General features: G+C 66.4%; 25 protein-coding genes and 1 pseudogene. 21 read left to right on the forward strand and 5 right to left on the reverse strand.

Annotated elements, in window-relative coordinates:
* The first annotated feature begins 9 nt into the window (after positions 1 to 9).
* The 14 genes from ON45_RS02975 to ON45_RS03040 all read left to right on the forward strand — a co-directional run bounded on the left by ON45_RS02975 (position 10) and on the right by ON45_RS03040 (position 15,577).
* The gene (locus ON45_RS02975; protein ID WP_051062356.1) at positions 10 to 594 is read left to right on the forward strand and encodes an NADH-quinone oxidoreductase subunit B; all 585 of its coding nucleotides are present in this window, start codon (positions 10 to 12) and stop codon (positions 592 to 594) included.
* Positions 591 to 1,106, forward strand: coding sequence for an NADH-quinone oxidoreductase subunit C (locus ON45_RS02980; RefSeq protein WP_241432138.1), 516 nt, complete (start codon positions 591 to 593; stop codon positions 1,104 to 1,106). The genes ON45_RS02975 and ON45_RS02980 overlap by 4 nt, the downstream gene beginning before the upstream one ends.
* Positions 1,106 to 2,527 carry an NADH dehydrogenase (quinone) subunit D gene (nuoD, locus tag ON45_RS02985; RefSeq protein ID WP_083914177.1) on the forward strand — a complete coding sequence of 474 codons (1,422 nt, stop codon included), beginning with the start codon at positions 1,106 to 1,108 and terminating at the stop codon, positions 2,525 to 2,527. The genes ON45_RS02980 and nuoD overlap by 1 nt, the downstream gene beginning before the upstream one ends.
* Positions 2,524 to 3,144: an NADH-quinone oxidoreductase subunit NuoE family protein gene (locus tag ON45_RS02990; protein WP_040491811.1), complete on the forward strand. Its 621-nt coding sequence runs from the start codon at positions 2,524 to 2,526 to the stop codon at positions 3,142 to 3,144. Before nuoD ends, ON45_RS02990 begins: the two co-directional genes overlap by 4 nt.
* Positions 3,141 to 4,550 carry an NADH-quinone oxidoreductase subunit NuoF gene (gene nuoF / locus ON45_RS02995; RefSeq protein WP_040491813.1) on the forward strand — a complete coding sequence of 470 codons (1,410 nt, stop codon included), beginning with the start codon at positions 3,141 to 3,143 and terminating at the stop codon, positions 4,548 to 4,550. The genes ON45_RS02990 and nuoF overlap by 4 nt, the downstream gene beginning before the upstream one ends.
* Entirely contained in the window at positions 4,547 to 7,015 is a 2,469-nt protein-coding gene (gene nuoG / locus ON45_RS03000) for an NADH-quinone oxidoreductase subunit NuoG (protein ID WP_051062357.1), read from the forward strand. The genes nuoF and nuoG overlap by 4 nt, the downstream gene beginning before the upstream one ends.
* Complete coding sequence (gene nuoH / locus ON45_RS03005; protein ID WP_051062358.1) at positions 7,015 to 8,244, forward strand: NADH-quinone oxidoreductase subunit NuoH; 1,230 nt, start codon at positions 7,015 to 7,017, stop codon at positions 8,242 to 8,244. Before nuoG ends, nuoH begins: the two co-directional genes overlap by 1 nt.
* Complete coding sequence (locus ON45_RS03010; protein ID WP_040491814.1) at positions 8,244 to 8,936, forward strand: NuoI/complex I 23 kDa subunit family protein; 693 nt, start codon at positions 8,244 to 8,246, stop codon at positions 8,934 to 8,936. The genes nuoH and ON45_RS03010 overlap by 1 nt, the downstream gene beginning before the upstream one ends.
* Complete coding sequence (locus tag ON45_RS03015) at positions 8,933 to 9,511, forward strand: NADH-quinone oxidoreductase subunit J family protein (protein ID WP_051062359.1); 579 nt, start codon at positions 8,933 to 8,935, stop codon at positions 9,509 to 9,511. Before ON45_RS03010 ends, ON45_RS03015 begins: the two co-directional genes overlap by 4 nt.
* Complete coding sequence (nuoK, locus tag ON45_RS03020; protein ID WP_241432139.1) at positions 9,508 to 9,819, forward strand: NADH-quinone oxidoreductase subunit NuoK; 312 nt, start codon at positions 9,508 to 9,510, stop codon at positions 9,817 to 9,819. The genes ON45_RS03015 and nuoK overlap by 4 nt, the downstream gene beginning before the upstream one ends.
* A gap of 2 nt (positions 9,820 to 9,821) precedes the next feature.
* The gene (gene nuoL, locus ON45_RS03025; protein ID WP_040491816.1) at positions 9,822 to 11,777 is read left to right on the forward strand and encodes an NADH-quinone oxidoreductase subunit L; all 1,956 of its coding nucleotides are present in this window, start codon (positions 9,822 to 9,824) and stop codon (positions 11,775 to 11,777) included.
* A complete protein-coding gene (locus ON45_RS03030; protein ID WP_051062360.1) occupies positions 11,777 to 13,417 on the forward strand; it encodes an NADH-quinone oxidoreductase subunit M in 1,641 nt (546 codons plus the stop codon). Before nuoL ends, ON45_RS03030 begins: the two co-directional genes overlap by 1 nt.
* The gene (locus ON45_RS03035; protein ID WP_040491817.1) at positions 13,417 to 14,931 is read left to right on the forward strand and encodes an NADH-quinone oxidoreductase subunit N; all 1,515 of its coding nucleotides are present in this window, start codon (positions 13,417 to 13,419) and stop codon (positions 14,929 to 14,931) included. Before ON45_RS03030 ends, ON45_RS03035 begins: the two co-directional genes overlap by 1 nt.
* A 109-nt stretch (positions 14,932 to 15,040) precedes the next feature.
* Positions 15,041 to 15,577, forward strand: coding sequence for a glycine cleavage system transcriptional repressor (locus ON45_RS03040; RefSeq protein WP_040491818.1), 537 nt, complete (start codon positions 15,041 to 15,043; stop codon positions 15,575 to 15,577).
* On the opposite strand, the gene ON45_RS03045 is transcribed toward ON45_RS03040, so the two are convergent.
* Positions 15,574 to 15,954, reverse strand: coding sequence for an MmcQ/YjbR family DNA-binding protein (locus ON45_RS03045; RefSeq protein WP_040491820.1), 381 nt, complete (start codon positions 15,952 to 15,954; stop codon positions 15,574 to 15,576). The genes ON45_RS03040 and ON45_RS03045 overlap by 4 nt on opposite strands.
* Positions 15,955 to 16,068: 114 nt before the next feature.
* Between ON45_RS03045 and ON45_RS03050 the strand changes: the two are divergent.
* The 3 genes and pseudogenes from ON45_RS03050 to ON45_RS03060 all read left to right on the forward strand — a co-directional run.
* Positions 16,069 to 16,632: pseudogene (locus ON45_RS03050) on the forward strand (peroxiredoxin family protein); the annotation flags it as partial.
* 22 nt (positions 16,633 to 16,654) lie between these two features.
* Positions 16,655 to 17,647 carry an isopenicillin N synthase family dioxygenase gene (locus ON45_RS03055; protein ID WP_040491824.1) on the forward strand — a complete coding sequence of 331 codons (993 nt, stop codon included), beginning with the start codon at positions 16,655 to 16,657 and terminating at the stop codon, positions 17,645 to 17,647.
* Between the two features lie 12 nt (positions 17,648 to 17,659).
* On the forward strand, positions 17,660 to 18,331 hold the full coding sequence (locus ON45_RS03060; RefSeq protein WP_040491825.1) for an O-methyltransferase: 672 nt from the start codon (positions 17,660 to 17,662) through the stop codon (positions 18,329 to 18,331).
* Here the strand turns inward: ON45_RS03060 and ON45_RS03065 are convergent.
* The 3 genes from ON45_RS03065 to ON45_RS03075 form a co-directional block, all read right to left on the reverse strand.
* Complete coding sequence (locus tag ON45_RS03065) at positions 18,294 to 19,832, reverse strand: class I adenylate-forming enzyme family protein (protein WP_040491826.1); 1,539 nt, start codon at positions 19,830 to 19,832, stop codon at positions 18,294 to 18,296. The two genes, ON45_RS03060 and ON45_RS03065, sit on opposite strands and share 38 nt — an antisense overlap.
* A 65-nt stretch (positions 19,833 to 19,897) precedes the next feature.
* Complete coding sequence (locus ON45_RS03070; protein ID WP_040491828.1) at positions 19,898 to 20,653, reverse strand: polyphosphate polymerase domain-containing protein; 756 nt, start codon at positions 20,651 to 20,653, stop codon at positions 19,898 to 19,900.
* Complete coding sequence (locus tag ON45_RS03075) at positions 20,650 to 21,261, reverse strand: DUF4956 domain-containing protein (RefSeq protein WP_051062361.1); 612 nt, start codon at positions 21,259 to 21,261, stop codon at positions 20,650 to 20,652. Before ON45_RS03075 ends, ON45_RS03070 begins: the two co-directional genes overlap by 4 nt.
* A gap of 155 nt (positions 21,262 to 21,416) precedes the next feature.
* Here ON45_RS03075 and ON45_RS03080 point away from each other — a divergent pair, with 155 nt between their 5' ends.
* From ON45_RS03080 to ON45_RS03095, 4 genes are read left to right on the forward strand one after another with little or no spacing between them, the layout of a single operon-like run.
* A complete protein-coding gene (locus ON45_RS03080; protein WP_040491831.1) occupies positions 21,417 to 22,790 on the forward strand; it encodes a CotH kinase family protein in 1,374 nt (457 codons plus the stop codon).
* Positions 22,787 to 23,473: a response regulator transcription factor gene (locus ON45_RS03085; RefSeq protein WP_040491833.1), complete on the forward strand. Its 687-nt coding sequence runs from the start codon at positions 22,787 to 22,789 to the stop codon at positions 23,471 to 23,473. The genes ON45_RS03080 and ON45_RS03085 overlap by 4 nt, the downstream gene beginning before the upstream one ends.
* Positions 23,470 to 24,879: a sensor histidine kinase gene (locus ON45_RS03090; protein WP_051062362.1), complete on the forward strand. Its 1,410-nt coding sequence runs from the start codon at positions 23,470 to 23,472 to the stop codon at positions 24,877 to 24,879. Before ON45_RS03085 ends, ON45_RS03090 begins: the two co-directional genes overlap by 4 nt.
* Positions 24,876 to 25,157 (forward strand): TehB family protein, encoded by a 282-nt coding sequence (locus ON45_RS03095; protein ID WP_040491835.1) that lies wholly within the window; start codon positions 24,876 to 24,878, stop codon positions 25,155 to 25,157. Before ON45_RS03090 ends, ON45_RS03095 begins: the two co-directional genes overlap by 4 nt.
* A gap of 33 nt (positions 25,158 to 25,190) precedes the next feature.
* Here the strand turns inward: ON45_RS03095 and ON45_RS03100 are convergent, their stop codons facing one another.
* Positions 25,191 to 25,874 (reverse strand): hypothetical protein, encoded by a 684-nt coding sequence (locus ON45_RS03100; RefSeq protein ID WP_206537635.1) that lies wholly within the window; start codon positions 25,872 to 25,874, stop codon positions 25,191 to 25,193.
* Between the last annotated feature and the right edge of the window lie 5 nt (positions 25,875 to 25,879).

Raw genomic sequence — 25,879 nt, forward strand, 5'->3', positions numbered from 1 at the left:
GACCGCAACATGGGCATCGTCAACGATGTGCTCGACGACGGACTGGGCGGGCTGTCACACAACGTCCTCACGGGAAAACTCGAAGACCTCATCAACTGGTCGCGGTCGCGTTCGTCGTGGCCCGCGTCGTTCGGTCTCGCATGCTGCGCAATCGAGATGATGGGCACCGGCGGCGCGCACTACGACATCTCGCGTTTCGGCATGGAGGTCTTCCGGGCCAGCCCCCGTCAGGCCGACATCATGATCGTCGCCGGTCGGGTCAGCCAGAAGATGGCACCGGTGCTGCGGCAGGTGTACGACCAGATGATGGAGCCGAAGTGGGTCATCTCGATGGGCGTGTGCGCCAGCTCCGGTGGCATGTTCAACAACTATGCGATCGTCCAGGGAGTCGACCAGGTCGTTCCCGTCGACGTGTACGCCCCCGGCTGCCCGCCCACGCCCGAGACGCTGATCCACGCCATCGAGCAACTCCACGGCCTGATCGAGAACGAGCAGATCCTGAAGCGTCGGAAGGAAACCGGCGAAGGTGCCCAGATCCACGTCGAGCACATCGAGCCCGCACCGGCACCGGTGCTGATGGGAACGAAGTCGTGAGCGACGACACCACCACCCAGCCGGAGACGGACACCGAAGCGGTTCCGATGATCCATGGCTGCCCGGTCACGGACAGCCGCGGCCAGGAGGTCGTCCACCCCTCGCGCGAGCAGTACGTCGACGTGGCCAAGGCGTTGGCCGACGAGGGCTACAGCGTGTGTATGGACCTGTGCGGCGTCGACTACCTGCAACACATGGGCCGCGCGCTCCCCGAGGGCGTCGCGCCCGAGCGGTTCGAGGTCGTGGTGAACCTGCTCGACATCGGACAGCGCCGTCGGATCCGACTTCGTGTGCAGGTGCCGGAGTCCGACCCGACCCTCGCCTCGCTGTTCGATCTCCACCCGGGCACCGAGCCGTACGAGCGCGAGACCTTCGACATGTTCGGCATCGCCTTCGAGGGCCATCCTGATCTCACCCGCATCCTGATGCCGGAGGGCTGGGAAGGTCATCCGCTGCGCAAGGACTACGGGGTCGGAGAGATTCCCGTCCAGTTCAAGGGAGCGCACGCCTGATGTCCACCACCGAAGAAGAGCTGACCGAACAAGAACTCGCCGAGACCGGCGTCGACCCGGACCAGATCGAACCCAAGCACGCCGAATCGAACTACGCCGCCTTCATCGCGAACACCAACGAGGGCGAACAGCTGCTCAAGCCGCGCAGCGAGACCACCGCCGACGAACTCCTCCGCGAGGTCGGCTCGGTGCTGCGGATGTCCGAGGCCGAAGCCGCGCAGCTCGGCGATCTCCCCGACGACCCGGAAGAGGATCAGACGATGATCCTCAACATGGGGCCTGCCCACCCGTCGACGCACGGCGTGCTCCGCCTGATGCTCGAACTCCAGGGCGAAGAGGTGCTGCGTTGCAAGCCGGTGATCGGCTATCTCCACACCGGCATGGAGAAGACCGGCGAGACCCTCACCTACATGCAGGGCGGCACCAACGTCACCCGCATGGATTACCTGAGTCCGCTGGCCAACGAGCTGGCGTTCTCGATGGCGGTCGAGCGACTGCTCGGCATCACCGACGAGATCCCCGAACGTGCCGTGTGGATCCGCATGCTGATGGCCGAACTCAACCGCATGTCGAGCCATCTGTTGTTCATGGCCACCAACGGCATGGACCTCGGCGCGGTCTCGATGATGATCTACGGCTGGCGTGAGCGCGAGGAGGTGTTGCGGTTCTTCCAGGAGGTCTCCGGCCTGCGGATGAACCACAACTACATCCGCCCGGGCGGCGTCGCAGCCGACCTCCCACCCGGTTGGCGTGACGGTGTGCTGCGGCTCCTCGAGCTGATCCCGCCGCGCCTCGACGAGTACGACATCCTGCTCACCGGTCAGCCGATCTTCCGCGACCGTCTGCAGGGCGTCGGTGTGATCACCCCGAACGAGGCACTCGCACTGAGTGCGTCGGGAGCCGTGCTGCGGTCGACCGGAGTGGAGTGGGACCTGCGTCGCGACCAGCCGTACGGTCGGTACGACGAGTTGGAGTTCGACGTGATCGTCGGCTCGTACGGCGACGCATTCGACCGCTTCGCGATCCGCCTCGCCGAGATTCGCGAGTCGATGAAGATCGTTCGCCAGATCCTCGACAAGATGCCCGAGGGCAACACCCGCATCCAGGACAAGAAGGTCACGCCGCCACCACGCGCTCGGATCGACGAGTCGATGGAGGCGCTGATCCACCACTTCAAGATCTTCACCGAGGGCTTCAAGGTGCCCGAGGGTGAGGTGTACGAGGCGATCGAAGGCCCGCGTGGCGAACTCGGCTGCTACATCGCATCCGACGGTGGCCCGAACCCGTATCGCATCCACATGCGCGACCCCTCGTTCGCCCACGTCCAGTGCATTCCGCACATGATGCGCGGCGGACTGATCGCCGATGCCGTCGCCGTCATCTCGTCGGTCGACCCCGTGCTCGGAGGAGTGGACAGATGAGCCGCCTGAACGATTCGAACGTGCTGTTGGCGCACGAGATCATCGAGCGCTATCCGCGCAAGAAGTCGGCGCTGATCCCGCTGCTGCATCTGAGTCAGGAACAGAACGGGTGGGTCACGCCCGAGGCGATGCGACACCTCGCCGAGCTGCTCGACATCACGCCGGCCGAGGTGATCGGAACCGCCACGTTCTACGAGATGTTCAAGTTCGAACCGGTCGGCAAGTACGTGATCAACGTGTGCCAGACCATGAGCTGCGCACTGCTCGGCTCCGACGGTCTGATGCATCACGCCGAGCAGAAGCTCGGGATCAAGGCCGGCTCCACGACGGAGGACGGCATGTTCACGCTCGAACCCGCCGAGTGTCAGGCCGCCTGCACCGAGGCGCCCACGCTGCAGGTCAACTATCGGCATCGATACCGCGTCACCAACGACTCCTTCGACCAGCTGGTCGACGATCTGCGCGCGGGCAATCTCGACGGTGAGATCCCGCCGCACGGCACGTTGGGCCGGAATCGCCAGCACATCCCCGCGGAGAAGTTCGTCGGCGCACCCGATCCGGACGACGTGAGCGACGGTCCCGTGTGGATTCCCGTCAGTGTCGGAGACGACTCATGAGCACTGCGATCACCCGCGACTACACCCCGGGTTTCTACGAGGGCGACCGTCCGAAGGTCGTCACCTCGCGCTTCGAGTTCGAGGACAGCCACACGATCGATCGCTACCTCGCCACCGGCGGGTACGACGGGCTGAAGAAGGCCATCGAGATGGGTCCCGAGAAGATGGCGGGCGAGGTCAAGGCCTCCACGCTGCTCGGCCGCGGTGGTGCCGGTTTCCCGGCCGGCGTCAAGTGGGGCTTCACGCCGCAGGGCGTGTGGCCGCGCTATCTCGTCGTCAATGGCGACGAGTCGGAGCCCGGCACCTACAAGGACCGCCTCCTCATGGAGCGCGATCCGCACCAGCTGATCGAAGGTTGCCTGATCGCGTCGTACGCGGCGGGCCTGTCGCAGTGCTTCCTGTACGTCCGCGGCGAGATGCCGTTGGCGCACGAGCGCATCGCCACCGCACTCGACGAGGCGTACGCCGAGGGCTACGTCGGCAAGAACATCATGGGCACCGACTTCAGCCTCGACATCGTCCTCCACTGGGGTGCCGGTGCGTACGTCGTCGGTGAGGAGACCGCGCTGATCGAGTCGCTCGAAGGTGAGCGCGGCATGCCGCGTCTCAAGCCGCCGTACTTCCCGGCGGCTGTCGGTCTCTATGGTCAGCCGACGATCGTCAACAACGTCGAGACGCTCGCGAACCTCCCGTTCATCGCGTCCAAGGGTTCCGACGCCTACACCGCGATCGGCACCGAGACCTCGCCGGGCACCCGCATGGTCGCGATCTCCGGTCACGTGAAGCGCCCCGGTGTGTACGAGATCGTCAACGGCACCACCACGTTCCGGGACATCATCTACGGCGACGAGTTCTGCCAGGGCATCCGCGACGACAACGAGTTGAAGGCGTTCGTGCCCGGTGGCGGTTCCGCTCCGTGGTTCCTGCCCGACCAACTCGACATCCCGTTCGAGGGCAAGGAGGCCGGCATGGCCGGCTCGATGCTCGGCTCGGGCGCCGTCATGGTGATGGACGACACGACCGACATCCCCGAGGCGGCCCTCACGCTCGTCCGGTTCTACGCCCACGAATCGTGTGGCAAGTGCGTGCCGTGCCGTGAAGGTGGCACGTGGTTGCTGCGGATTCTCGAGCGTGTCTGCGCAGGCCACGGCACCGACGCCGACCTCGACCAGATCCTCGAGGTCGGGCAGTCGATCTGCCCGGGCGACATGCCGCACGCGGCGTCCGAACGTCTCGGTTTGGAAGCGACGCCGTTCCCGTACAAGATGACCACGATCTGTTTCGTCGGTCCCTCCGCCTACGCTCCGCTCCACTCGGCACTCACGTTGTTCCGTGACGAGTTCGATGCGAAGGTGGTTCCGGCCCCGAAGCGCATCTCCATTCCCGTTGCGGTGGCAGGTTCATGAGCTCAGACGAATCGAACGCGACCGAACCGGTCGACGCGACACACGACGACGCGGGCCATGCCGAACAGGGCGAGGAGGTCGCCGAGCAGGACGTTGCCGACGACGTCGAGGCCGCCGAGGAACCCGCCGCCGAGCCCGATCCGAACATCGTGCCGGTCACGCTGAACGGTCGCGAGATCGAAGCGCACAAGGGTGAACTGGTCATCGCGGCGGCCGAACGCCACGACGCCTACATCCCGCACTTCTGCTATCACCCGCGGATGAAGTCGGTCGGCATGTGTCGGCAGTGCCTCGTCGAGGTCGACACCGGCCGCGGCATGCAGCTGCAGCCGTCGTGCATGATCACCGTCTCGCCCGAGATGAAGATCGAGACCGAGTCGCCCACCGCCAAGCGCGCGCAGGAGGGCATGATCGAACTCCTCCTCGCGAACCACCCGCTCGACTGCCCGGTCTGCGACAAGGGCGGCGAGTGTCCGCTCCAGGACCAGGCCTACAGCCACGGTCCCGGCGAGTCCCGCTACGTCGAGGAGAAGCGGCACTTCGAGAAGCCGATCCCGATCTCCGATCTGGTGCTGCTCGACCGCGAGCGCTGCATCCTCTGCGACCGCTGCACGCGCTTCGCCGACGAGGTCGCGGGCGACAAGCTGATCCACTTCACCCAGCGCGGCAACCAGACGCAGGTGATGACCTTCCCGGACGAACCGTTCGCCTCGTACTTCTCGGGGAACACGGTGCAGATCTGCCCGGTCGGGGCACTGACCGCCGAGCCGTACCGCTTCAAGGCGCGTCCGTGGGACCTCACGGCCGAGGAATCGACCTGCACCACCTGCTCGGTCGGATGCCGCGTGGTCGTCCAGTCGAGCCGTGACGAGATCCTCCGCTACCAGGGCGTCGACTCCGACCCGGTCAACCACGGCTGGCTCTGCGACCGCGGTCGGTTCGACTTCGAGGCCGTCAACTCCGATCTGCGGTTGACCGATCCGCTCGTCAAGACCGAGGCCGGCCTCACGCCCACATCGTGGAATGCGGCCTTGAACGGTGCGGCCCGTCTGATCACCGATGCGCTCGCTGCGGGCGGTCCCGACTCGATCGGTCTGCTCGGCGGCGCCCGTGGCACCAACGAGGACGCCTTCGCCTGGGCACAGCTCGCCGACGCCCTCGGCATCACCTATCGCGATGCCCAGCTCGGCGACGGTCTGCCCGCATCGATCCTCGGATTGAACCGAGCGACGATCGACGAAGCCGCCTCCGCGTCGACGATCGTGCTCCTCGGACCGGACATCAAAGAAGAGCTCCCTGTGCTCTACCTCCGCCTGCGTGACGCCGCGGTCGAGGGGAACTCGACGATCGTCGAGATCTCGAGCGTCGACACCGGTCTCACCCGGTACGCGAAGCACAGCCTCCGCCACCAACCGGGGCTGCAGGCCGACACCGTTCAGCGCAACAGCGAACTGCTCACCGGTGACGACGTGGTGGTCGTGGTCGGCCGCGGCAACCTCGCCGAGTCGCCCGACGAGACGATGGCGGCGCTGGCCGCCGTGCTCGACGCGAATCCGAACGCCAAGGTCCTGCCTGCACTCCGTCGCGGCAACGTGGTCGGGGCGCTCAGCGTCGGCATGGCCCCGGCCGACGACGACCACGACGGCCTCGCGACGCTGCGCGCCGCCGCCGACGGCAAGCTCGAGCTGCTGATCCTGCTCGGCGCCGACCCGCTCAACGACTGCCCCGACACCGGCCTCGCCCGGCGGGCGCTGGCCGGCGCGCGTCGCGTCATCTCGATCGACACGCATCGCAGCGAGTCCACACAGCTCGCCGATGTCGTCCTCGCCGCCGCGGCCTACGGCGAGAAGTCGGGCACGACGACGAACATCGAAGGTCGCGTGACGGTGCTCGCCGACAAGGTGACCACCACCGGCACGGCCCGTCCCGACTGGATGATGGCCGCGGAGTTGGCGCTCATGCTCGATGTCGACGGTGACCTGGTGAACGTGTCGTCGGTCGACGACGTGACCGCGGCGATCGCCGCCGAGGTGCCCGCCTTCGCCGACGTGACCCCTGCAGCTCTGGTCGCCGAACGCAACGGGGTCCTCGCAGGCGTCGTGGCCGGAACGCTGTCCGACGCCGTCTCTGCAGCGGGCCAGCGCAACAGCTACGACCATCGCCTCGTCGTCGGGCGCAAGCTCTACGATCGGGCCATCGGCACCGCCATGTCCCACTCGATCGCGAAGCTGGCGCCCGGAGCGGCGATCCATCTGCATCCCCTCGACATCGACGCGCTGGGTGCGTCCGTCGGCGACGACCTGCAGCTGATCGGCGCCCAGGCGACCGCGATCCTGCCGGTGGCGGCGAACCACGCGGTGCCGCGAGGGATCGCCTGGGCTCCGTTCAACCAGGACGGCAGCGTGATCGAGACGCTGATCGACGCGACCGCGTCGGTGACCGACGTGAAGATCGAGGTGATCTGATGTTGGCGATCGATCCGCTCGGTACCGGAGGCTGGCTCTGGACCTCGCTGCTCATCATGATCGGGAAGGTCCTCGTGATCTTCGTGGTGTCGCTCGTGGCGACGATGTTGATGATCTGGGGCGAACGCAAGATCGTGTCCGGGATGCACAACCGCGTCGGGCCGAACAAGGCCGGACCGTGGGGCATCATGCAGTCGCTCGCCGACGGCATCAAGGCGTTCTTCAAGGAGACGTTCCGGCCGAGCAAGTCCGATCCGTTCCTGTACAAGCTCGCCCCCTACCTGATGTTCATCCCGGCGTTCCTGATCTGGGCCGTGATCCCGCTCGGTGGCGACTTCACCGACGGCAAGGACGGCACCGTCACGATCTTCGGCCAGGTCACCCGCGTGCAGCTCGCCGACCCGCAGGTCGGGATCCTGTTCGTGCTCGCGATGTCGTCGATCGCCGTCTACGGCGTGATGCTCGCCGGTTGGGCATCGGGCTCCAAGTACCCGCTGCTCGGCGCGGTGCGCGGCTCGGCCCAGATGATCTCGTACGAAGCGGCGCTCGGGCTGAGCCTCGCTGCCGTGCTGCTGTCGAGCGGGTCGTTGTCGACTGCCCGCATCGTCCAGACCCAGGACAGTTTCGTCGACTGGAACCTCGTGGCCACCGGCATCGTGCCGTTCGCGATCTTCCTCGTCGCCACCACCGCCGAACTCAACCGGCCGCCGTTCGACCTCGTCGAGGCCGAGCAGGAGCTGGTGTCGGGATTCAACACCGAGTACGGCGGCATCGCCTTCGCCCTGTTCTTCCTCGCCGAGTTCATGAACGTGATCACCATGTCCGGTGTGATCGTCACACTGTTCCTCGGCGGACCGCAGCCGATCGCGGGGATCGACATCCCGTTCATCCCCGGCGCGATCGAGGGCACGATCTGGTTCGTCCTCAAGCTGCTCGTCTTCCTCTACGTGTACATCTGGCTCCGGGCGACCTTGCCACGGTTGCGGTACGACCAGCTGATGGACTTCGGCTGGAAGGTGCTGATCCCGGTCGCGCTCGGCTGGTTCCTGCTGCTCGCGGCGCTCCGTCAGTTCTCGCCCGACGGCACGTTCGCCGATTCGCTCCGGGTCACGGCGATCTGCGTGGTGGTGGGCATCGCGTCGATCGCACTGTTCTACGCCGCGCTGCAGGTCAGCCGGAGGAACCGTGAGCGGGCGGCTGCACCTCAACAAGAAGGGAGTCCCGTCTGATGGGCTACTTCGAAGGATTCGCCGTCACGATGCGTCAGCATCGGCTCTTCGGCGGCAAGCGCGTCACGACCGAGTACTCCGGCGGCCGCAAGGCGAAGCGCGAAGGAAAGTCCGAGAACGCGGTCAAGCACGACGAGAAGGTGGCCAAGCCCGAGCGGCTGCACGGACGCCACGTCCTCAACCGCTACGAGGATGGCATGGAGAAGTGCATCGGTTGCGAGCTGTGCGCCGGCGTGTGCCCGGCCAACTGCATCCACGTGCGCGGTGCCGACAACGACCCGGTGAACCCCACCTCGCCCGGCGAGCGGTTCGGCTGGATCTACGAGATCAACTACCTCCGGTGCATCCACTGCGACCTGTGTGTCGAGGCATGCCCGACCGAGGCGATCACCGAGTCGAAGCTGTTCGAGTTCTCGTTCACGAACCGCAAGGACGCGATCTACACCAAGGCCGAACTCGTCGTGGACGACGAGGGCAAGCCGCAGAACCTCCCGTGGGAGGACTGGCGCGACGGCGACGACGAGCACACGTCGGGCTGGATGCGCGCCACGTCGCCGTCGGGCGACGCCGCGTTCGAGGGCGAGGTCGGCTGGAGCAACGAACTCGGCCACGGCACCCGTGCGCCCGAAGTCGGCCAGCCGGAACGAGATGCCTCGACCCGCGAAACCAGTGTGAGAATCGTCGAACGATGAACACGACCTTCCTCGAATACGTCGTGTTCTTCGCGGCGTCGGTGATGATGCTCGGCGGAGCGATCGGCGTCGTCACGATGAAGAACCCGGTGCACTCCGCGCTCGGTCTCGTGCTCACACTGTTCGGCGTTGCTGTCCAGTTCGTCGCACAGGAAGCCCACTTCCTCGCCGCGGTGCAGGTCATCGTCTACGCGGGTGCCATCGTGGTGCTGTTCCTGTTCGTGATCATGCTGCTCGGTGTCGACCGGGCCGTCGACCTGTCGATCGAACCGATCAAGATCCAACGCCCCCTCGCGGCCGTCATGGCGGTCGGGCTGGTCGCATTGATCACCGCGGCCGTGATCGAGGCGGGCGACGCCATCGGCACGCTCAACCCCGGCACCGGGATCGACACCGCCACGGTCGAGGATCCCGACAGCAACATCCAGCAGTTGGCGCAGAACCTGTACAACGACCACGTGCTCGCATTCGAACTCACGTCGGTGTTGTTGATCGTGGCCGTCGTCGGCACCGTGTTGATGACCCGCAAGTGGCCGAAGCGTTCCGCAGACGAGGGAAGCGAGGTCGGAGCGTGATCGCCGCGATCGAGCCCAGCTGGTACCTGATCGTGGCGTCGCTGTTGTTCGCGATCGGCGCCTTCGGGCTGTTGGTGCGCAACAACCCGCTCGTGATGTTCATGTGCATCGAGTTGATGCTGAACGCCGCGAACCTCACGTTCGTTGCGTTGGCGACGTCGCTCGGCGACATCAACGGCCAGACCGCCGTGTTCTTCGTGCTGGTGGTCGCCGCGGCCGAAGTGGTGGTCGGACTCGGCATCCTCGTGTCGATCCTGCGCCGCCGCCCCGGCGCGACCGCCGACGACCTCGCAGAGTTGAAGGGCTGAACATGCTCGAACTTGTCTGGCTGATTCCCGCGTTTCCGCTGTTCGGGTTTCTGACGCTCCTCCTGGCCGGCCGCAAGCTCGGCGAGCCCTTCGCCGGGTTGTTCGCCACCGCGATGGTCGGCGCCAGCTTCGTCGTGAGCGCGCTGATCTACTTCGACCTGCTCGGGATGGACGAAGCCGAACGGTCCCACACCGAGACGTTGTTCTCGTGGGTGCCGGTCGGGGACCTGCAGATCGACATGGCGTTCCTGGTCGACCCGTTGTCGATCGTGATGTGTCTGTTCGTCACCGGAATCGGCGCACTGATCCACCTGTACTCGATCGGGTACATGCACGGTGACCCGAAGTTCTCCAAGTTCTTCCTGTACCTGAACCTCTTCATCCTCTCGATGACGCTGCTGGTACTGGGCTCGAACCTGCTGGTCACGTTCCTCGGATGGGAGGGCGTGGGCACCTGTTCGTACTTCCTGATCGCCTTCTGGCACACCAAGGATGCCAATGCCACGGCCGGCAAGAAGGCGTTCGTCACCAATCGCATCGGCGACTTCGGCTTCATGCTCGCGATGTTCCTCGCGTTCGGCGCGGTCGGCTCGCTCGACTACGCGGTCATCAACGACTCTGCGCTCGCCGGCACGCTCACCGTGGCCACGGCGACTGGGATCGGCGCACTGCTGTTCGTCGGTGCGGTCGGCAAGTCGGCGCAGCTTCCGCTCTACGTGTGGCTCCCCGATGCCATGGCCGGCCCCACCCCCGTGTCGGCGCTGATCCACGCCGCCACCATGGTCACCGCGGGCGTGTACCTGATGGTGCGGGTGAACCCCGTGCTGGGCGCCGCGGCCGACTGGGTCCCGACCACGATCGCCTGGGTCGGCGCGCTCACCGCGTTGTTCGCCGCCACGATCGCGCTCGCCCAGAACGACATCAAGAAGGTGCTCGCGTACTCGACGGTGTCACAGCTGGGATACATGTTCCTCGCCGTCGGAACCGGCGCGTACGTCGCGGCGATCTTCCACATGATCACGCACGCCATGTTCAAGGCGCTGCTGTTCCTCGGCTCCGGCTCGGTGATCCACGGGATGCACGACGAGCAGGACATGCGCAAGATGGGCAAGCTGTTCAAGCTGATGCCGATCACGGCGTCGACGTTCATCATCGGCTGGCTCGCCATCGCAGGGGTGCCGCCGTTCGCCGGGTTCTGGTCGAAGGACGAAATCCTGCTCTTCGCCGCCGCCGACAGCTGGGTGCTCTATGCGATCGGCATCGTCACGGCGATCCTGACGGCGTTCTACATGACCCGCCAGGTGATCATGACCTTCTTCGGCAAGGCGCACTGGCACGACAACGCCGACGACCACGAGGCGCAGGGTGATTTCAAGCCCCACGAGTCGCCGCCGTTCATGGTCCTGCCGCTCATCGTGCTCGCCGGGCTGTCGATCGTGGGTGGGCTCGTCCAGTTGCCGTCGGTCGGGATCATTCCCTCCGAGTGGCAGCACAAGCTGCTCGACTGGCTCCATCCGATCGTCGAGTTCGGGCCCTCGGCCGAGGAACGCGGGATCGGCGAGGCGATCATCGTCGGGACGACCGCCGACGACCTGCAGATCCCGTTGATGTTCGTCGCGATCGGATGCGCACTGCTCGGCATCGTCGTCGGCTGGCTCGTGTACCAGAAGCGCAAGATCAAGGCGTTCGAGCCGGAACTGCTGCGCGACGGCTGGCACTACGACGACGCGATCTCGTGGTTCATGGGCAACCCGGGTCGGGCGGCCTTCCAGGAGATCGCCGACGAGGACCAGAAGGTGATCGACGGTGCGGTCAACGGCGTGGCCACCGTCGTGCGCGTGAGCGCAGGTGAAGCCCGCAAGGGCCAGACCGGCTACGTGCGGCAATACGCCGGGGTGATCGGCATCGGTGTCGTGTTGCTCCTCGGTTGGTTCGTGGTGATTCGAGGAATTCTGTGATGTTGGCTGCCGAAGTGACGCACGCGGGTGCGGGGGCGTTCCCGCTCCTGACGGCACTGATCGCCGTGCCGATGGTCGGTGCGGTCGCGCTCCTGTTCACGCAGCGGTCGCGCCCCGAGTTCGCGAAGCTGCTCGCGCTGATGTTCTCGGCGGTCACCGGTGCGATGGCACTGTGGATGCTGAAGGAGTTCGACCAGAGCGCCGACGGATTCCAGTTCGTGTCGCAACACACGTGGATCGAGGACTGGGGGATCGGCTGGCATCTCGGTGTCGACGGGATCTCGCTCTTCCTGATCGTGTTGACCGCGGTGTTGTTCCCGCTCGCGATCGTCGGCATCGACCCACATCACGACGAGAAGCCGTACCTGGCGTGGCTGCTGATGCTCGAGGCGGGAGTGATCGGATCGTTCCTGTCGCTCGATCTCTTCCTCTTCTTCCTGTTCTTCGAGATCGTGCTCGTGCCGATGTACTTCCTCATCGGTGGGTGGGGTTATGAGGACCGCGAGTACGCGGCGACGAAGTTCTACCTCTACACCTTCCTCGGTTCGGCGTTCATGCTCGTCGCGCTCGTCGCCACGGCGATGCTCGCCCGGGACGATCTCGGCTACCTCACGTTCGACCTCGTCGACATCGCCGAAGGATCGAACTTCGCCGCGTCCACCGGACGATGGCTGTTCTTCGGCTTTGCCGTGGCGTTCGCGGTGAAGGTCCCGATCTTCCCGTTGCACACGTGGCTGCCCGACGCCCACACCCAGGCGCCGACGGCCGGCTCGGTCGTCCTGGCCGGCGTGATGCTGAAACTCGGCACGTACGGCTTCCTCCGGTTTGGGCTCTATCTCTTCCCCGAAGCCTCGGTGTGGAGTCGGTCGCTGTGGCTGACGCTCGCCGTGATCGGCATCATCTACGGCGCGATCGTCGCCACGATGCAGAAGGATCTGAAGCGGCTGGTCGCCTATTCGTCGATCGCCCACCTCGGCTTCATCGTGCTCGGAACGTTCGCGTTCACGTCGCAGGCGATCTCGGGTTCGGTCCTGCAGATGGTCAACCACGGCGTGTCGACCGGCGCGCTGTTCCTGCTCGTCGGAATGATCTACGAGCGTCGCAAGACCCGCCAGATCGCCGAGTTGGGCGGTCTGCAGAAGGTCGCTCCGATCTTCGCCGCCGGGTTCATGGTCGTGATGCTGTCATCGATCGGCGTGCCCGGTCTCAACGGGTTCATCGGTGAGTACCTGATCCTGATCGGGTCGTTCCAGAGCGCCCGCTGGTGGACCGTCGTGGCCACCGCAGGCGTGATCCTGGCGGCGCTCTACCTGCTCTGGGCATATCAGCGGGTGTTCCACGGTGAGCCCGACGAGGACAACGCTTCCTTCCCGGAACTGAAGATGAAGGAGGGGCTCGTGTTGTTGCCGTTCCTCGTGGCGATCGTGTTCGTCGGTGTGTATCCCCAGCCGCTGCTCGACCGCATCGAGCCGAGTGTCGACCGCTTGGTGGCTCACGTCGCCGACAACACCGACATCGATGCCGACCCCGACTACACCACGCAACGCGGCGAGTTCGAGCCCGAACACGGCGATGACGGCCACGGTGAGGACGACGGCCACGGCGACGAAGCCGACGACCACGAGGAGGGCGAGGGCTGATGAACGTGCTCGCTCAAGCTGACACGCTGCCGATCTCCGAACCGGAGATCTGGTGGTTCGCTCTGTCGCCACTGCTGACGCTGGTGGGCGGAGCGCTCCTGTTGATGGTGGTCGGCGCGCTGACCCCGCAGTGGCCACGCGGTCTCTACGCGTTCGTCTCCGCGATGATCGGCGGTGCAGCCGGCGTTCTCGCGATCTTCAACTGGGACGACATCTCCGACAACGGCCCCGCCACGCTCGTCGGCGGAGCGTTGGCGTTCGACACCTTCGCGATGTGGTCGACGATCGTCATCAGCGGTGCCGTCGTGCTCGTCTCGATGTTGGCCGACGAGTACATCCGCGACACGCCGAACGACGGTCCCGAGATCTACGCGCTGCTGCTCGTCGCGGCAGCGGGCGGCATCGTCATGGCGTCGGCGAACGACCTGATCGTGCTGTTCCTCGGCCTCGAGACGTTGTCGCTGGCGTTCTACGTGCTGGCGGCGTCGAATCGGCGCAGTGATGCATCGGCCGAGTCCGGGCTCAAGTACTTCCTGCTCGGCGGCTTCGCCTCGGCGTTCTTCCTGTACGGCATCGCCCTCGTCTACGGTGCCACCGGCTCGACGAACATCGGCGAGATGGTCACCTCGCTCGCCAATCGCGGCGACAGCGGCAACGACGTCCTTGCCCTCGCCGGCATCGCGCTGCTGCTCGTGGGCCTCGGCTTCAAGATCGCCGCCGCACCGTTCCACGTGTGGACGCCCGACGTCTACCAGGGCGCCCCCACTCCGATCACGGCGTTCATGGCGTCGGCGGGCAAGGCCGCCGCGTTCGGCGCACTGATCCGGGTGTTGATCTCGGGTCTGCCGAGCTTCCGCGACGACTGGCAGCCGATCATCTGGGTGCTCGCCGTGGCGTCGCTCGTCGTCGGTTCGTTCCTTGCCGTCGTACAGCGCAACGTCAAGCGGATGCTCGCCTACTCGTCGGTGAGCCACGCCGGCTTCATCCTCGTCGGCGTCGAAGCGGCCGCGCACACCGCCGGTGAGGCCGACGGCGGGATGGGGATCTCGTCGGTGCAGCTGTACCTGTTGCTCTACTCCGTCATCGTGATCGGCTCGTTCGGAGTCGTCGCACTGGTGGCCCGCGAGGCCGACGCCGACCTGTCGGTGTTCGACGGCCTCGCCAAGCGCAAGCCGTTGCTGGCGGGTGCGTTCACGATCTTCCTGCTCGCACAGGCCGGTGTGCCGTTCACGACCGGGTTCATCGCCAAGTTCGGCGTGATCCAGGCCGGGGTCGACGCCGAGAGCTACGGCCTCGCGATCATCGCGATGGTGACCGCGGTCATCGCCGCCTTCGTCTACCTGCGGATCATGGTCGCCATGTGGCAGAAGGACGTCGAAGACGATGCCCCCGCGATCACGGTCCCCGTCAGTGCCGCGATCGCCATCGGTTTCGCCGCGGTGTTCACGCTGGTTGCCGGCCTCTACCCGTCGCTGCTCATCGACTGGTCCGACGCCATCACCCTCGTCCGCTGACCCCACCCCATCGGGTGTGCCATCGGGTGTCAGACACCGAATGGTCCTGCTCGCGGCCGAGTTGCGTGGGTCCGATCGAGGGTCGAGGCGGGCGATGTAGGGTGCGCGGATGGGGACGTTGGTGTTGACGGTGATCGGCGACGACCGTTCGGGACTGGTCGAGGCGGTCGCTGAAGTGGTGGCTCGACACGGTGCCAGCTGGGATCGCAGCAGCATGGCGCGGTTGGGGACGAAGTTCGCCGGCATCGTCGAGGTGAGCGTCGGTGACCGGTTGGTCGATGCGCTCGTCGCCGATCTCGACCCGCTCACGTCGCAGGGTCTGCTCGAGATCGGGGTCGAGAACGCGGGCACCGACAACGATGGCGACGCAGCGGCCGGCGGCGCAGACGAGTTCCTCACACTCGACCTGGTGGGCCAGAACCGGCCCGGCATCGTGCACGAGATCTCGCGAGCGTTGGCGGCTCACGGTGTGAGCATCGACGAACTCGAGACGGCGTCGACGAGCGCGCCGATGTCGGGTGAGATCCTGTTCGAGGCCCACGCTCTGCTGCGCGCACCCGCCGGCCTCGACCAAGACCGACTCGCCGCGGCCCTCGAAGGCCTCGCCAACGAACTGATGGTCGACATCGACCTGTCCGATCTCTAGTCGGACGACGCCTGGTCGAGGATGGCGATGAGCTTCGCCGGCGCCTTCTGGCGGTAGGCGTCCTCGAGGAAGTCAGCGAGATCGACGTCCGACACGTCGGCGAGGCGGACCAGCATCGCGCCGTAGCCGTCGTAGTGCGGTGTGCTGAACAGCACGTCGAACTCGTCGAGCAGCGCCGGCTTCTCCTCCACATCGCACATCACGACGAGCACCTCGGTGTCGTCCGGATCGATGCCGTCGCGTGCGTACTCGCGGTCGCTCCACATCCGACAGAACGATTTCTTCTTCACCTTGAGCGACGGAGTTCCGTACGACGTGCTCTCCTCGACGTCGGGAAACGCGGTCCCGATGCGGCGGACATCGTCGAACGTTGCCATGATCCCATCATGGTCGATTCATCGGATGTGTACGAGCCGATCCTCGGATTGCGGCGCGGCGGGAGCGCGGTCGTGTTGCTCACGTATCGCGGCGATTGGTGACCGTACTGCTGTGGCCAGCTCGTGAAGCTGGCATCGGTGAGTGACCGGATCCATCAGGCGGGCGCGGAGATCATCGCGATCAGTGTCGACTCCGACGAGCGGAACGCGGCGATGCTCGAGCGTTGGCCGATTCCGAACGTGTTGTACGTCAGCGACCCCGGTGGCGAGACATATTTGAAGCCGATGGACATGTTCAACCCGGAGGACCGCGACGGGATCGCGCTGCCCGGGCTGTTCGTGATCGACCCCGACGGGAACGAGGTGTTCGGATACCGGGGACGTGACTACGCGGATCGCACTCACGACGACGATCTGATCGATGTGCTCGACGGCCTCGGGCTCGACCCGATCGACCCGCCGGCGGGTGGTCCCGTGGTCGAAGGAGTCGACGTGGATCAGCGGGGTGCGTTCACTCCGCAGATGTTCGGCCCGTACTTCCGAGGGAACATGTTCGGTGCGGGCGCGATCGGCAGCCGTGCCGAAGGGGACGAGGCGCGCAGCCTCGCTCGTGAGCACCGCAAGATGGCGCAGTCGATGCTGGAGGCGTGGGGCGAGGTCAAACGCAGCGGAGAATGACGGCTCTGACGATGGACACCCGATGCTCGGGACCGTGGGCGGCGAGATCGTGCTGAACAGCTTCGATCTCTCTCCGTTCGCGACCGGCGCCGACCTCTCATCGGAGGCTGCGCGTCGCACCGCGGGTCTGATCGACCAGACGCTGTGCGAGACCGGCTTCCTCCTCGTCGACGGACACGGTGTTCCCGATGAGATCCGCGCGGGGTACTTCGCAGCGATGCGCGAGTTCTTCGCCCTCCCGGAGTCCGACAAGGAGGCGATCGCGATCGGGCTCTCGGACTGCCACCGGGGTTACGTCGGTTTCGAGACCGAATCGCTCGATGGGATGGCGGGCGATCTGAAGGAGACGCTCGACACCGGGATCGACCACGCTCCCGATCATCCCGAGGTCGTCGCGGGGACACCGCTCCACGGTCCGAACCAGTGGCCCGATCTGCTCGGTTTCCGAGAGGCGGTGGAGGCCTACCGCGAGGCGATGATCGAGGCGGTGCTGCGGATGCAGCGGGCGATGTCGATGGCGCTCGGCCTCGATCCGTTCTTCATCGAGGGACAGCCGGGCGAGCCGATGTACCACCTGCGGCTGATCCACTATCCGCCGATGGAAACGGTCACGCCGGAACCGGGGCAGCTCGGCTGCGGGGCGCACACGGACTACGGCACGCTCACCTTGCTCGCGGACGACGGCAACGGTGGGCTCCAGGTGTGCGAGCGGTCGGGGGAGTGGGTCGACGTGTCCGTCCCGCCGGGCAAGCTCGTCGTGAACCTCGGTGACCTCATGGCGATCTGGACGAACGACCGGTGGGTGTCGAACCCGCACCGTGTCGTGAACCCGCCCGGTGTCGACCGGTACTCGTCGCCGCTGTTCGTCGAGCCGGCATTCCATCTGGAGATCTCGGCGATCCCGACGTGCGTGCCAGCCGGGGAGCCGCCACGGCACGAGCCGATGGTGACCGGGCCGTATCTGCTGTCCCGCTTCGACGGGACCCACAGCTACCGCAACGAACTGCTTCGGTGAGAACATGGGCCGATGAGATCCTTCGGCATCCCTGACGACATCCAGCAGTACGTGGTCGACCATCTCGACACGGACCCGATCGCGGCACAGCTGGCGACGGCGACGCGCGAGCGTTTCGGTGATCTCGCCGGCATGAACATCGGCGAGGACCAGGGTCGGTTCATGCAGTTGCTGGTCGAGGCAACCGGAGCGCGCACGATCGTCGAGGTCGGCACGTTCACCGGGATGTCCGCACTGTGGCTCGCACGAGGACTCCCGACCGACGGTCGCCTGATCTGCTTCGACCTCGTCGACACGTACCTCGAGACCGCGATGGAAGCGTGGACCGCCGCTGGGGTCGCCGATCGGATCGACATGCGGATCGGACCCGCCGCCGACGGGCTCGCACAGCTCCCGGACGAGCCGCATGTCGATCTCGCGTTCCTCGACGCCGACAAGGGCGGCTACCGCACTTATCTCGACCTGCTGCTTCCGCGGCTCACGGAACGGGGTGCGATCCTCGTGGACAACGTGCTCTGGTCGGGCCGCATCCTCGACGCCGACGCGACCGACGACAACACGGTCGCCCTGCGTGACTTCAACGACCACGTCGCGGGTCGAGACGACTGTGAATCGGTGATCCTCACCCTCGGCGACGGCGTCACTCTCATCCGGCCCAGAAGGGGGCACGCAACTCCCGCTTGAGGATCTTGCCGGAGCCGGTCTTGGGGAGCTCGTCGATCCAGTCGATGGATCGGGGGATCTTGTAGTTGGCGAGGTGCGCGCGAGCGTGAACGGCGACGGCCGCCTCGTCCAACTCGGTGCCGGGCACGCGCACGATCACCGCGTGGACCGACTCGCCCCACTCCTCGTTCGGGATCCCGAAGACGGCGGCTTCGAAGATGTCGGGGTGCGCCTCGAGCGCCGCTTCGATCTCGGCCGGGTAGATGTTCATCCCGCCGGAGATGATCATGTCCTTCTTCCGGTCGCAGATGTAGATGAAGCCCTCGTCGTCGCGGTAGGCGATGTCGCCGACGGTCTGGAATCCGTCTCGATGGTCTTCTTCGAACTTGTCGTGCTGCTTGTAGTAGTCGTTGAACACCGAGCCCGACCGGACGTACAACTCGCCGGTCGCCTCGGGACCGGTGTCGGTGACGATGTTGCCGGCGTCGTCGTACAGCCGGATCTCGACCTGCGGCGCCTCCTTGCCGCACGATCCCGGCTTGCGCATCTGGTCTTCCGGGCGCATCACCGTGTTCACGCCGAGCTCGGTCGATCCGTAGACCTCGAACAACGACTCGGGCGGGAAGTTCTCGACGTACTGCTGCTTGAGGGCGAAGCTCCACGGCGCCGCGTTGGCGATCATCACCCGCATCGACGAGGTGTCGAAGCGCGCCTTGGTCTCCTCGTCGACGTTGCAGATCATCCGGATCGGCGTCGGCGCGGCGAACGTCGTGGTCGCGCGGTAGGCGTCGACGAGGCGCAACCAGTCGGTCGGATCGAACTTGCGTTGGAGCACGATGGTCTGGCCCATCGCGAGGCCGATCCCCATGAAGCCGCCGGGTCCCGAGTGGTAGAGCGGGCCGGTCGTGATGTAGGTGTCGTCGGGGCTGTACCCGATGAATGCCAACAGCGCGCCGGCCTGGGCGGTGCTTCCGGACGTCTTGCGATACGCACCCTTCGGCTTGCCGGTGGTGCCCGACGTGTAGATCATCGTCGCCGCTTCCTCGTCGGCGTCGGGAACGTCGGGCGGGGTGTCGGGAGCGGTGGCGACGAGTGGGTCGACGAGCGTGCCCGGTCCGTCGCCATCGAACACGAACACGTTGGTCACCTTCGGGATGTCATCGCGGACCCGTTCGAACAGCGGCGCGAACTCGGCGTCGACGTAGACCGTCGTGGCGTCGCTGTGGTCGACGACGTAGGCCGCCTCCTCGTCGGACAGGCGATAGTTGAGCGGGACCGCCGTCGCTCCGACCTTGCGGGCGGCGTTGACCATCGTGACGATGCCGGTCGAGTTCTGGCCGCACCACACGACCTTGTCGCCGTGGGAGACACCGTGCTCGAGGAGTACGTGTGCGAGACGATTCGATTCCTGTTCGAGTTCGGCGTAGGTGAGCGTGCGGACGTTCCCGTCGCCGCGGTCGTCGATCACCGCGAGCTTGTCGCCCTGGTTCGTCGCGTGGGTGGTCAGCAGATCTGCGGTCATGGCGGTGTCCTATCAGACTCACGAGCGCGCATGCGCAGCGCAGCGGTCACCGGCAGAGCGGGGTTTCACGCCGCCTGATCCGCGTGCCAGCACCGGTCGAGCACCCGATGCCACCGGTTCGACGGCAGGTCGGGATGGAGCGCGGCCAGGCCGGTGCAGAACTTGCTGATCCGTTGCGGTCGCACGTGGTGTTGCCACAACCAGCGGTCTGCCGCGCTCGGAGCACCGCTCGACTTGGTCTCGACGACGACCCGGTCGAGCGTCGCGCTGCGTCCCGAGCCGTCACTGCAGCGGAGGTCGCGATCGATCGTGAACCGGCCGCCGCCATCCACGTCGACGATGGTGCTCCGGGTGTATTCGGTCGTCAACACCGGTTCGAGGTGCTCGGAGACGTCGTGCGTTCCCGTGGTCTCGTCGATGAAGGTGCGCCCGGCCGTCGTCAGGCACCCGGTGGTGAGATCGGGAACCTCGATCCGCGACTTCACGTTCGCTCCTCGGGCACCCTTGGTCTTGACCTCCAGGTAGGTGTCGCCCGTGTCGGTGTAGGTCCGCGTCCTGACCTTGAAGCGGCGACGATGCCGATGGGCCGCTGCTCGGTACAGGGCCAGGTCGGCAGTGTCGAAGTAGGTGGAGCGGTAGCCGAATTCGATCCGGGCATCGATCTCGAGCACGTGTGCCGACATCGGCAGCTGGTCGACGAGGTCGCGAGCGGTGACCTCATCGACGAGGTATTTTCGGTCGATTCGGGTCTGGAGCGCGGCGATCTCGTCGACGCGGTCGAGTGTGATCCGTGGGCGTTCGAGCGTCGGTGCGGTACTCATGAGCGGGACCCGATCCGGCCGATGTCGACGCGAACGTCATCGTGGATTGCGTTGTCCGGCGTCGCCCGTCGGACTTGATAGCGGACGTCGACGACCGTGGTGTCGTTGACGAGATCGAGCTTGCGGATGTCGACGCGGGTGATGTCGGCGTCGAGGAGTTCGGTGAGGCGGGTGATGGCGTCGCGCTCGTTCGGATAGGCGGTGTCGAGCGTGATCGTCTGGTTGCGACTCCGCGAGTAGAGCGCGGGATGGTCGCCGATGTACAGGGCGACCAGAATCGCGCCCATCAGGACCGGGGTGAGCCACGCAGGCGACACGGCGATCCCTCCGAGCAGACCGATCGCCAGTGCGGTGAAGAAGTAGGCGATGTCCTGCTGCGCCAGTTCCGACGACCGCAGGCGGATGATCGACAGCACACCGAACAGCCCGAGGCCGAGTCCGGCGCTCACCTCGGCGGTGGACAGAGCGGTCGCGACGGCGAGGACGCCGACGTTGAGCCCGAGGATCGGGACGATCATGTCGCGCCGTCGATGGCGGGGGAAGTAGAGGCCGAACACGAGGAGGGCGATGGCGACGAGGTCGGCGGCGACGAGTGCTGGTTGTGACATGCCGACCAGCCAACGCCTCGACCTTGTGAGCCGTCTGTGAACCGTCGGATGGTTGCGTGTGATTCGTGCGCGAACCGTTCACGAGATCAGCGGTTCACAGGGAACTCACAAGCGCCTCGCATCGTCCGCGCAAGGTGGCGGCGTTGTCTGGTGTCATGACTCCCATCCGAACCATTCCCCGCCTCGCAGCCATGTCGGCGCTCGTCGCCATCCTCGCTGCATGCAGCACTCCCGCATCGGAGGCCGCCGGCGACGAGCCCGTCGCCACCGATCCCGACGCCACCGACACCGACTCGCTCGCAGTCTCCAGCGAGCTGTTCGACTCCAGCACCGTCCACACGATCTCGGTCGGCCTGGACGAGACCGAGTACGACGCCATGATCCAGACCTTCACCGAAACCGGTGAGAAGGACTGGATCTCGATCGACGTCACGATCGACGGCGAGACCTACGAGAACGCCGGCATGCGACTGAAGGGCAACTCGTCGTTGTTCGGTCTGAGTGCCGAGACCGCCGACAACCCGGAGGACCTCCCGTGGCTGATCGACCTCGACGAGTTCGTGGACGGTCAGGACCACGACGGTGTGGACGAGATCGTGATCCGGTCGAACTCGACCGAGACCGGGATGAACGAAGCGGTCGCGCAGGAACTGTTGAGCCTCACCGGCTTGGCGTCGCAGGATGCGATCGCCACCGCGTTCACCGTCAACGGCGGTGAAACGGAACTCCGGCTGGCGGTCGAGAACCCCGATGGCACCTGGCACGACGACAACTTCGACGACCAGGACGGCCTGCTCTACAAGGCCGACAGCGAAGGCGACTACAGCTACCGCGGCGACGATCCCGATGCGTACGACGACGTCTTCGACCAGGAGGCCGGCGACGACGACCTCACGCCGCTGATCGGGTTCCTCGACTTCATCAACAACTCCGACGACGCGACGTTCGCGGCGGAGTTGGGCGACCGCCTCGACGTCGACGCCTTCGCGACCTACCTCGCGTACCAGGACCTGATCGGCAACGACGACGACATCGACGGCCGCGGGAACAACTCCTACCTCCAGTACGACACCACGACCGACCAGTTCACGGTCGTGTCGTGGGACCTCAACCTCGCCTTCGGCACCGCCAACGTCGGTGGCGGGGGCGGAGGCGCAGCGGGTGGAGGTGTCCCCGGCGGCGGTGCTCCCGGCGGCGGTGTCCCCGGCGAGCTCCCCGTCGGCGGTCCGCCCGCCGGTGCAGCCGGCGAACGCCCGGTCGGCGGTCCGCCCGCGGGTGACCTTCCGGGTGCTGGTGCCGGCGGGTCCAACATCCTGGTCGAGCGGTTCATGGCCGACGACGGGTTCGCTGCGCTGTACGCCCAGAAGACCGACGAGCTCACGGAGCTCCTGTTCACCAGCGGTACTGTCGACGACGTGATCGCAGACTGGAGCGACGTGCTCATCGACGGAGCGTCCGACCTGGTGGGCGAGGATGTCGTCATGGCTGAAGCCGCAGCGCTGACCGCATACGCCGACGGAGCACGATGACCGCTGCGCCGCGGGTCCTGGTCGTCGACGACGAGGAGAACATCCGGTTCCTCGTCGAGTCGGCCCTGCAGCTCGCGGACATCGACACGGCCGGTGCGGCCGACGGGCGCGCCGGCCTCGCGATGGTCGAGGAGTTCCGACCGGACCTGATCGTGCTCGACGTGATGATGCCCGGACTCGACGGGTTCGAGGTGCTGGCTCGGCTGCGTGACTCCGGATCGCGGATTCCCGTGATCTTCCTGACCGCTCGCGATTCCACCGACGACCGCGTCCGCGGCCTGACGGTCGGCGGCGACGACTACATGGTCAAGCCGTTCGCGATCGCCGAGCTGGTCGCCCGGGTCCAGTTGCGTCTGCGACAGAGCGGTGATTTCGGCCGGCCGGCCGTGTTGCGTTGCGCCGATCTGGAGCTCGACGTCGATGCGCATCGCGTCACGCGGGCCGGAGCCACGGTCGATCTGTCGCCGACGGAGTACAAGTTGTTGCACCATCTGCTGGCGAACACGGGTCGGGTGTTGACACGCGCGCAGCTGCTCGACCACGTGTGGGAGTACGACTTCGGTGGCGATTCCACGGTCGTCGACACCTACATCAGCTACCTGCGGCGCAAGCTCGATCAGGTCGAGCCGAAGCTGATCCACACCATCCGCGGCGTCGGCTTCTGCCTGCGGGTCGATTCGTGACCCTGCGCACGCGGTTGTTGCTCGGACTCGGAGCGGTCTTCCTGGTCGTCGTGGTGGCGGGCGTGTTCACGGTCCGGACCCAACGGGCTCAGCTGTACGACGAGGTCGACGCTCAGCTCACCTCCACACCGATGCCGGGCCCTGCCCGCGCACCACTCCCACCCGGTCCCGGGCCGGCCGACGACCAGAGCATCTCCGACCTCTACCTCGCGTTCGTCGACGACGCCGGGGACCTGCGCGTCGCCGTCCAGGGCCAACGCCTCGCCGACGTTCCCGACCTCGAGGCGTTGATCGCGGAAGCTCCGACCGACACCGCGATCCTGACCGTGGACGGCGTGGACGGAGAGTCGACGTTCCGCGTGCTGTACGAACCTGCATCACCGACGTCAGCGGCGGCGCTCGTGGCGTTGCCGATCGACGACATCGAACAAACGATGGACCGGTTGATCTACACGCTGCTCGCGGTGGCCGGAATCGTGCTGCTGGTGCTCGTGCTGATCGGCTCCTGGGTCAACCGCTTCGGGATCCGACCGATCGAGGAGATGACCGACACCGCCGATGCGATCGCCCATGGTGACCGCACGCGTCGCGCGGGGAACTACGCCGACACGACCGAGGCGGGTCGTCTGGCCACGGCGTTCAACGTGATGCTCGACGAGCGCGATCAGACCGAGGATCGTCTGCGGGCGTTCGTGTCCGACGCGTCGCACGAACTCCGCACCCCACTCACGTCGATTCGGGGGTATCTCGACCTCTATACCCAGGGCGGGTTCCGACAACCGGGCCAACTCGATGACGCGATGCGGCGGATGCAGGGCGAGGCGGAACGGATGAGTCTGCTCGTCGAGGATCTGCTGCTGCTCGCCAAGTTCGACGAGGAGCAGCCGCTCGACACCGCGGCGTTCGACGTGGCGCAGATGGTGCGCGACGTCGCCGTGCTGGCGATGGCGGGACACCCGGAGCGTGCGGTCGACGTCGATGCCCCGGACGCGCTCGAGTTCGTCGGGGACCGGCTCCGCCTGCACCAGGTCGTCGCCGGACTGGTCGACAACGCGGTGACCCATACGCCGACCGATGCGTCGATCAGTCTGCGGGCCTCGGGTGTGGGGTCGGGTTCGGACGCCGGTGCCGGCGTGTCGATCGTCGTGGCCGATACCGGTCCGGGACTGTCGGAGGACGCGGTCAGAACTGCGTTCGACCGCTTCTCGCGCGGCGATGGGTCGCGTTCTCGGGCCACGGGTGGGTCGGGTCTGGGACTCGCGATCGCGAAGTCGATCGTCGAGGCACATGGCGGCACGATCGCGGTCGCGTCGGTGCCCGGTCACGGGGCGACGTTCTCGATCGAACTGCCGGTCGACCGACTGCCCGCGTCCGATGCTTCGCAGCCCGGGGAGGTGGAGGCATGACCGACGACGAGCTTCCGGCAGGGATGGCCCTGCAACGAACGACGCCGACGTTCGACGAGCACACGACACCTGCGGGGTTGCGGTCCGCGCATCAGGTGGCGACCGGGGTGTGGGGTCGGCTCGTCGTGGAGTCGGGGTCGCTCGGGTTCGTCTTCGAGGACGCGGGCGACGAGCTACGGACGCTGTCTGCGGGTGAGCATCAGGTGATTCCACCCGCGCGACCGCACCGTGTGGTGATCGACGGCCCGGTCCGATTCGCCGTCGAGTTCCACCGGTAGAGCGTCGCGTTGCGGGTCCGACCCGTCGAGCGACTACGTGGCGAGTTCGAACGGCGGAATGTCGGTGATCTCGATCTCGGGGCCGAGCGTCGCGCCGTGCAGTTCGAGGCGGTGGCCGCTCCAGAACTTGCCGGGGTCGTACCAGTTCGGCGGTCGCTTCTCGTCGAGGAGACCCATCCGCTCGTAGGTGATGGCGACGACCTCGGCGCAGAACAGCGTCTCGAGCTCGGACCTGCGGCGGATCCGACCCTTGACCCAGCCGGTCGCGAGCGAACGCGTCGCCGGGAAGGTTCGGCCGTCGAATTCGGCCACGGTCTGGATGGCAGCGTCCTCCATCTCGGTCGTGACGTCGATGTCGATCTGGCGCATCCACGCCGTCTGTCCGTATCGGTGACTCCACTGGCCGGCCGCATCGGCGAGACGGTGGAGCTGCGTGCCGCGATGGGTGACCCCGGCCCACACGTCGGGGATTGTCTTGCCGAGCTCCGCGTGCCAGATCAGCGGCGGGAGGTCGTCCAGTGCGATCACCATGCCGACGTGGTTGACCGGGCTGTTCGTGAACGCGCGGATCGCCCGATCGGCGGTCGAGGTGCCGCGGAACAGCCAGACGTCGCCGGTGCGGGCGAGACCGGCGGCTTCGTCGAACGACATCGACGAGTGCGGGTGGTCGCGGTGGTGCCGGAGCCGGGTTCGCGAGGCATCGTCGGTGTCGGTCATCGTGA

Origin of the sequence: Ilumatobacter nonamiensis YM16-303, from assembly GCF_000350145.1 — a bacterium.
Lineage (GTDB): Bacteria > Actinomycetota > Acidimicrobiia > Acidimicrobiales > Ilumatobacteraceae > Ilumatobacter_A > Ilumatobacter_A nonamiensis.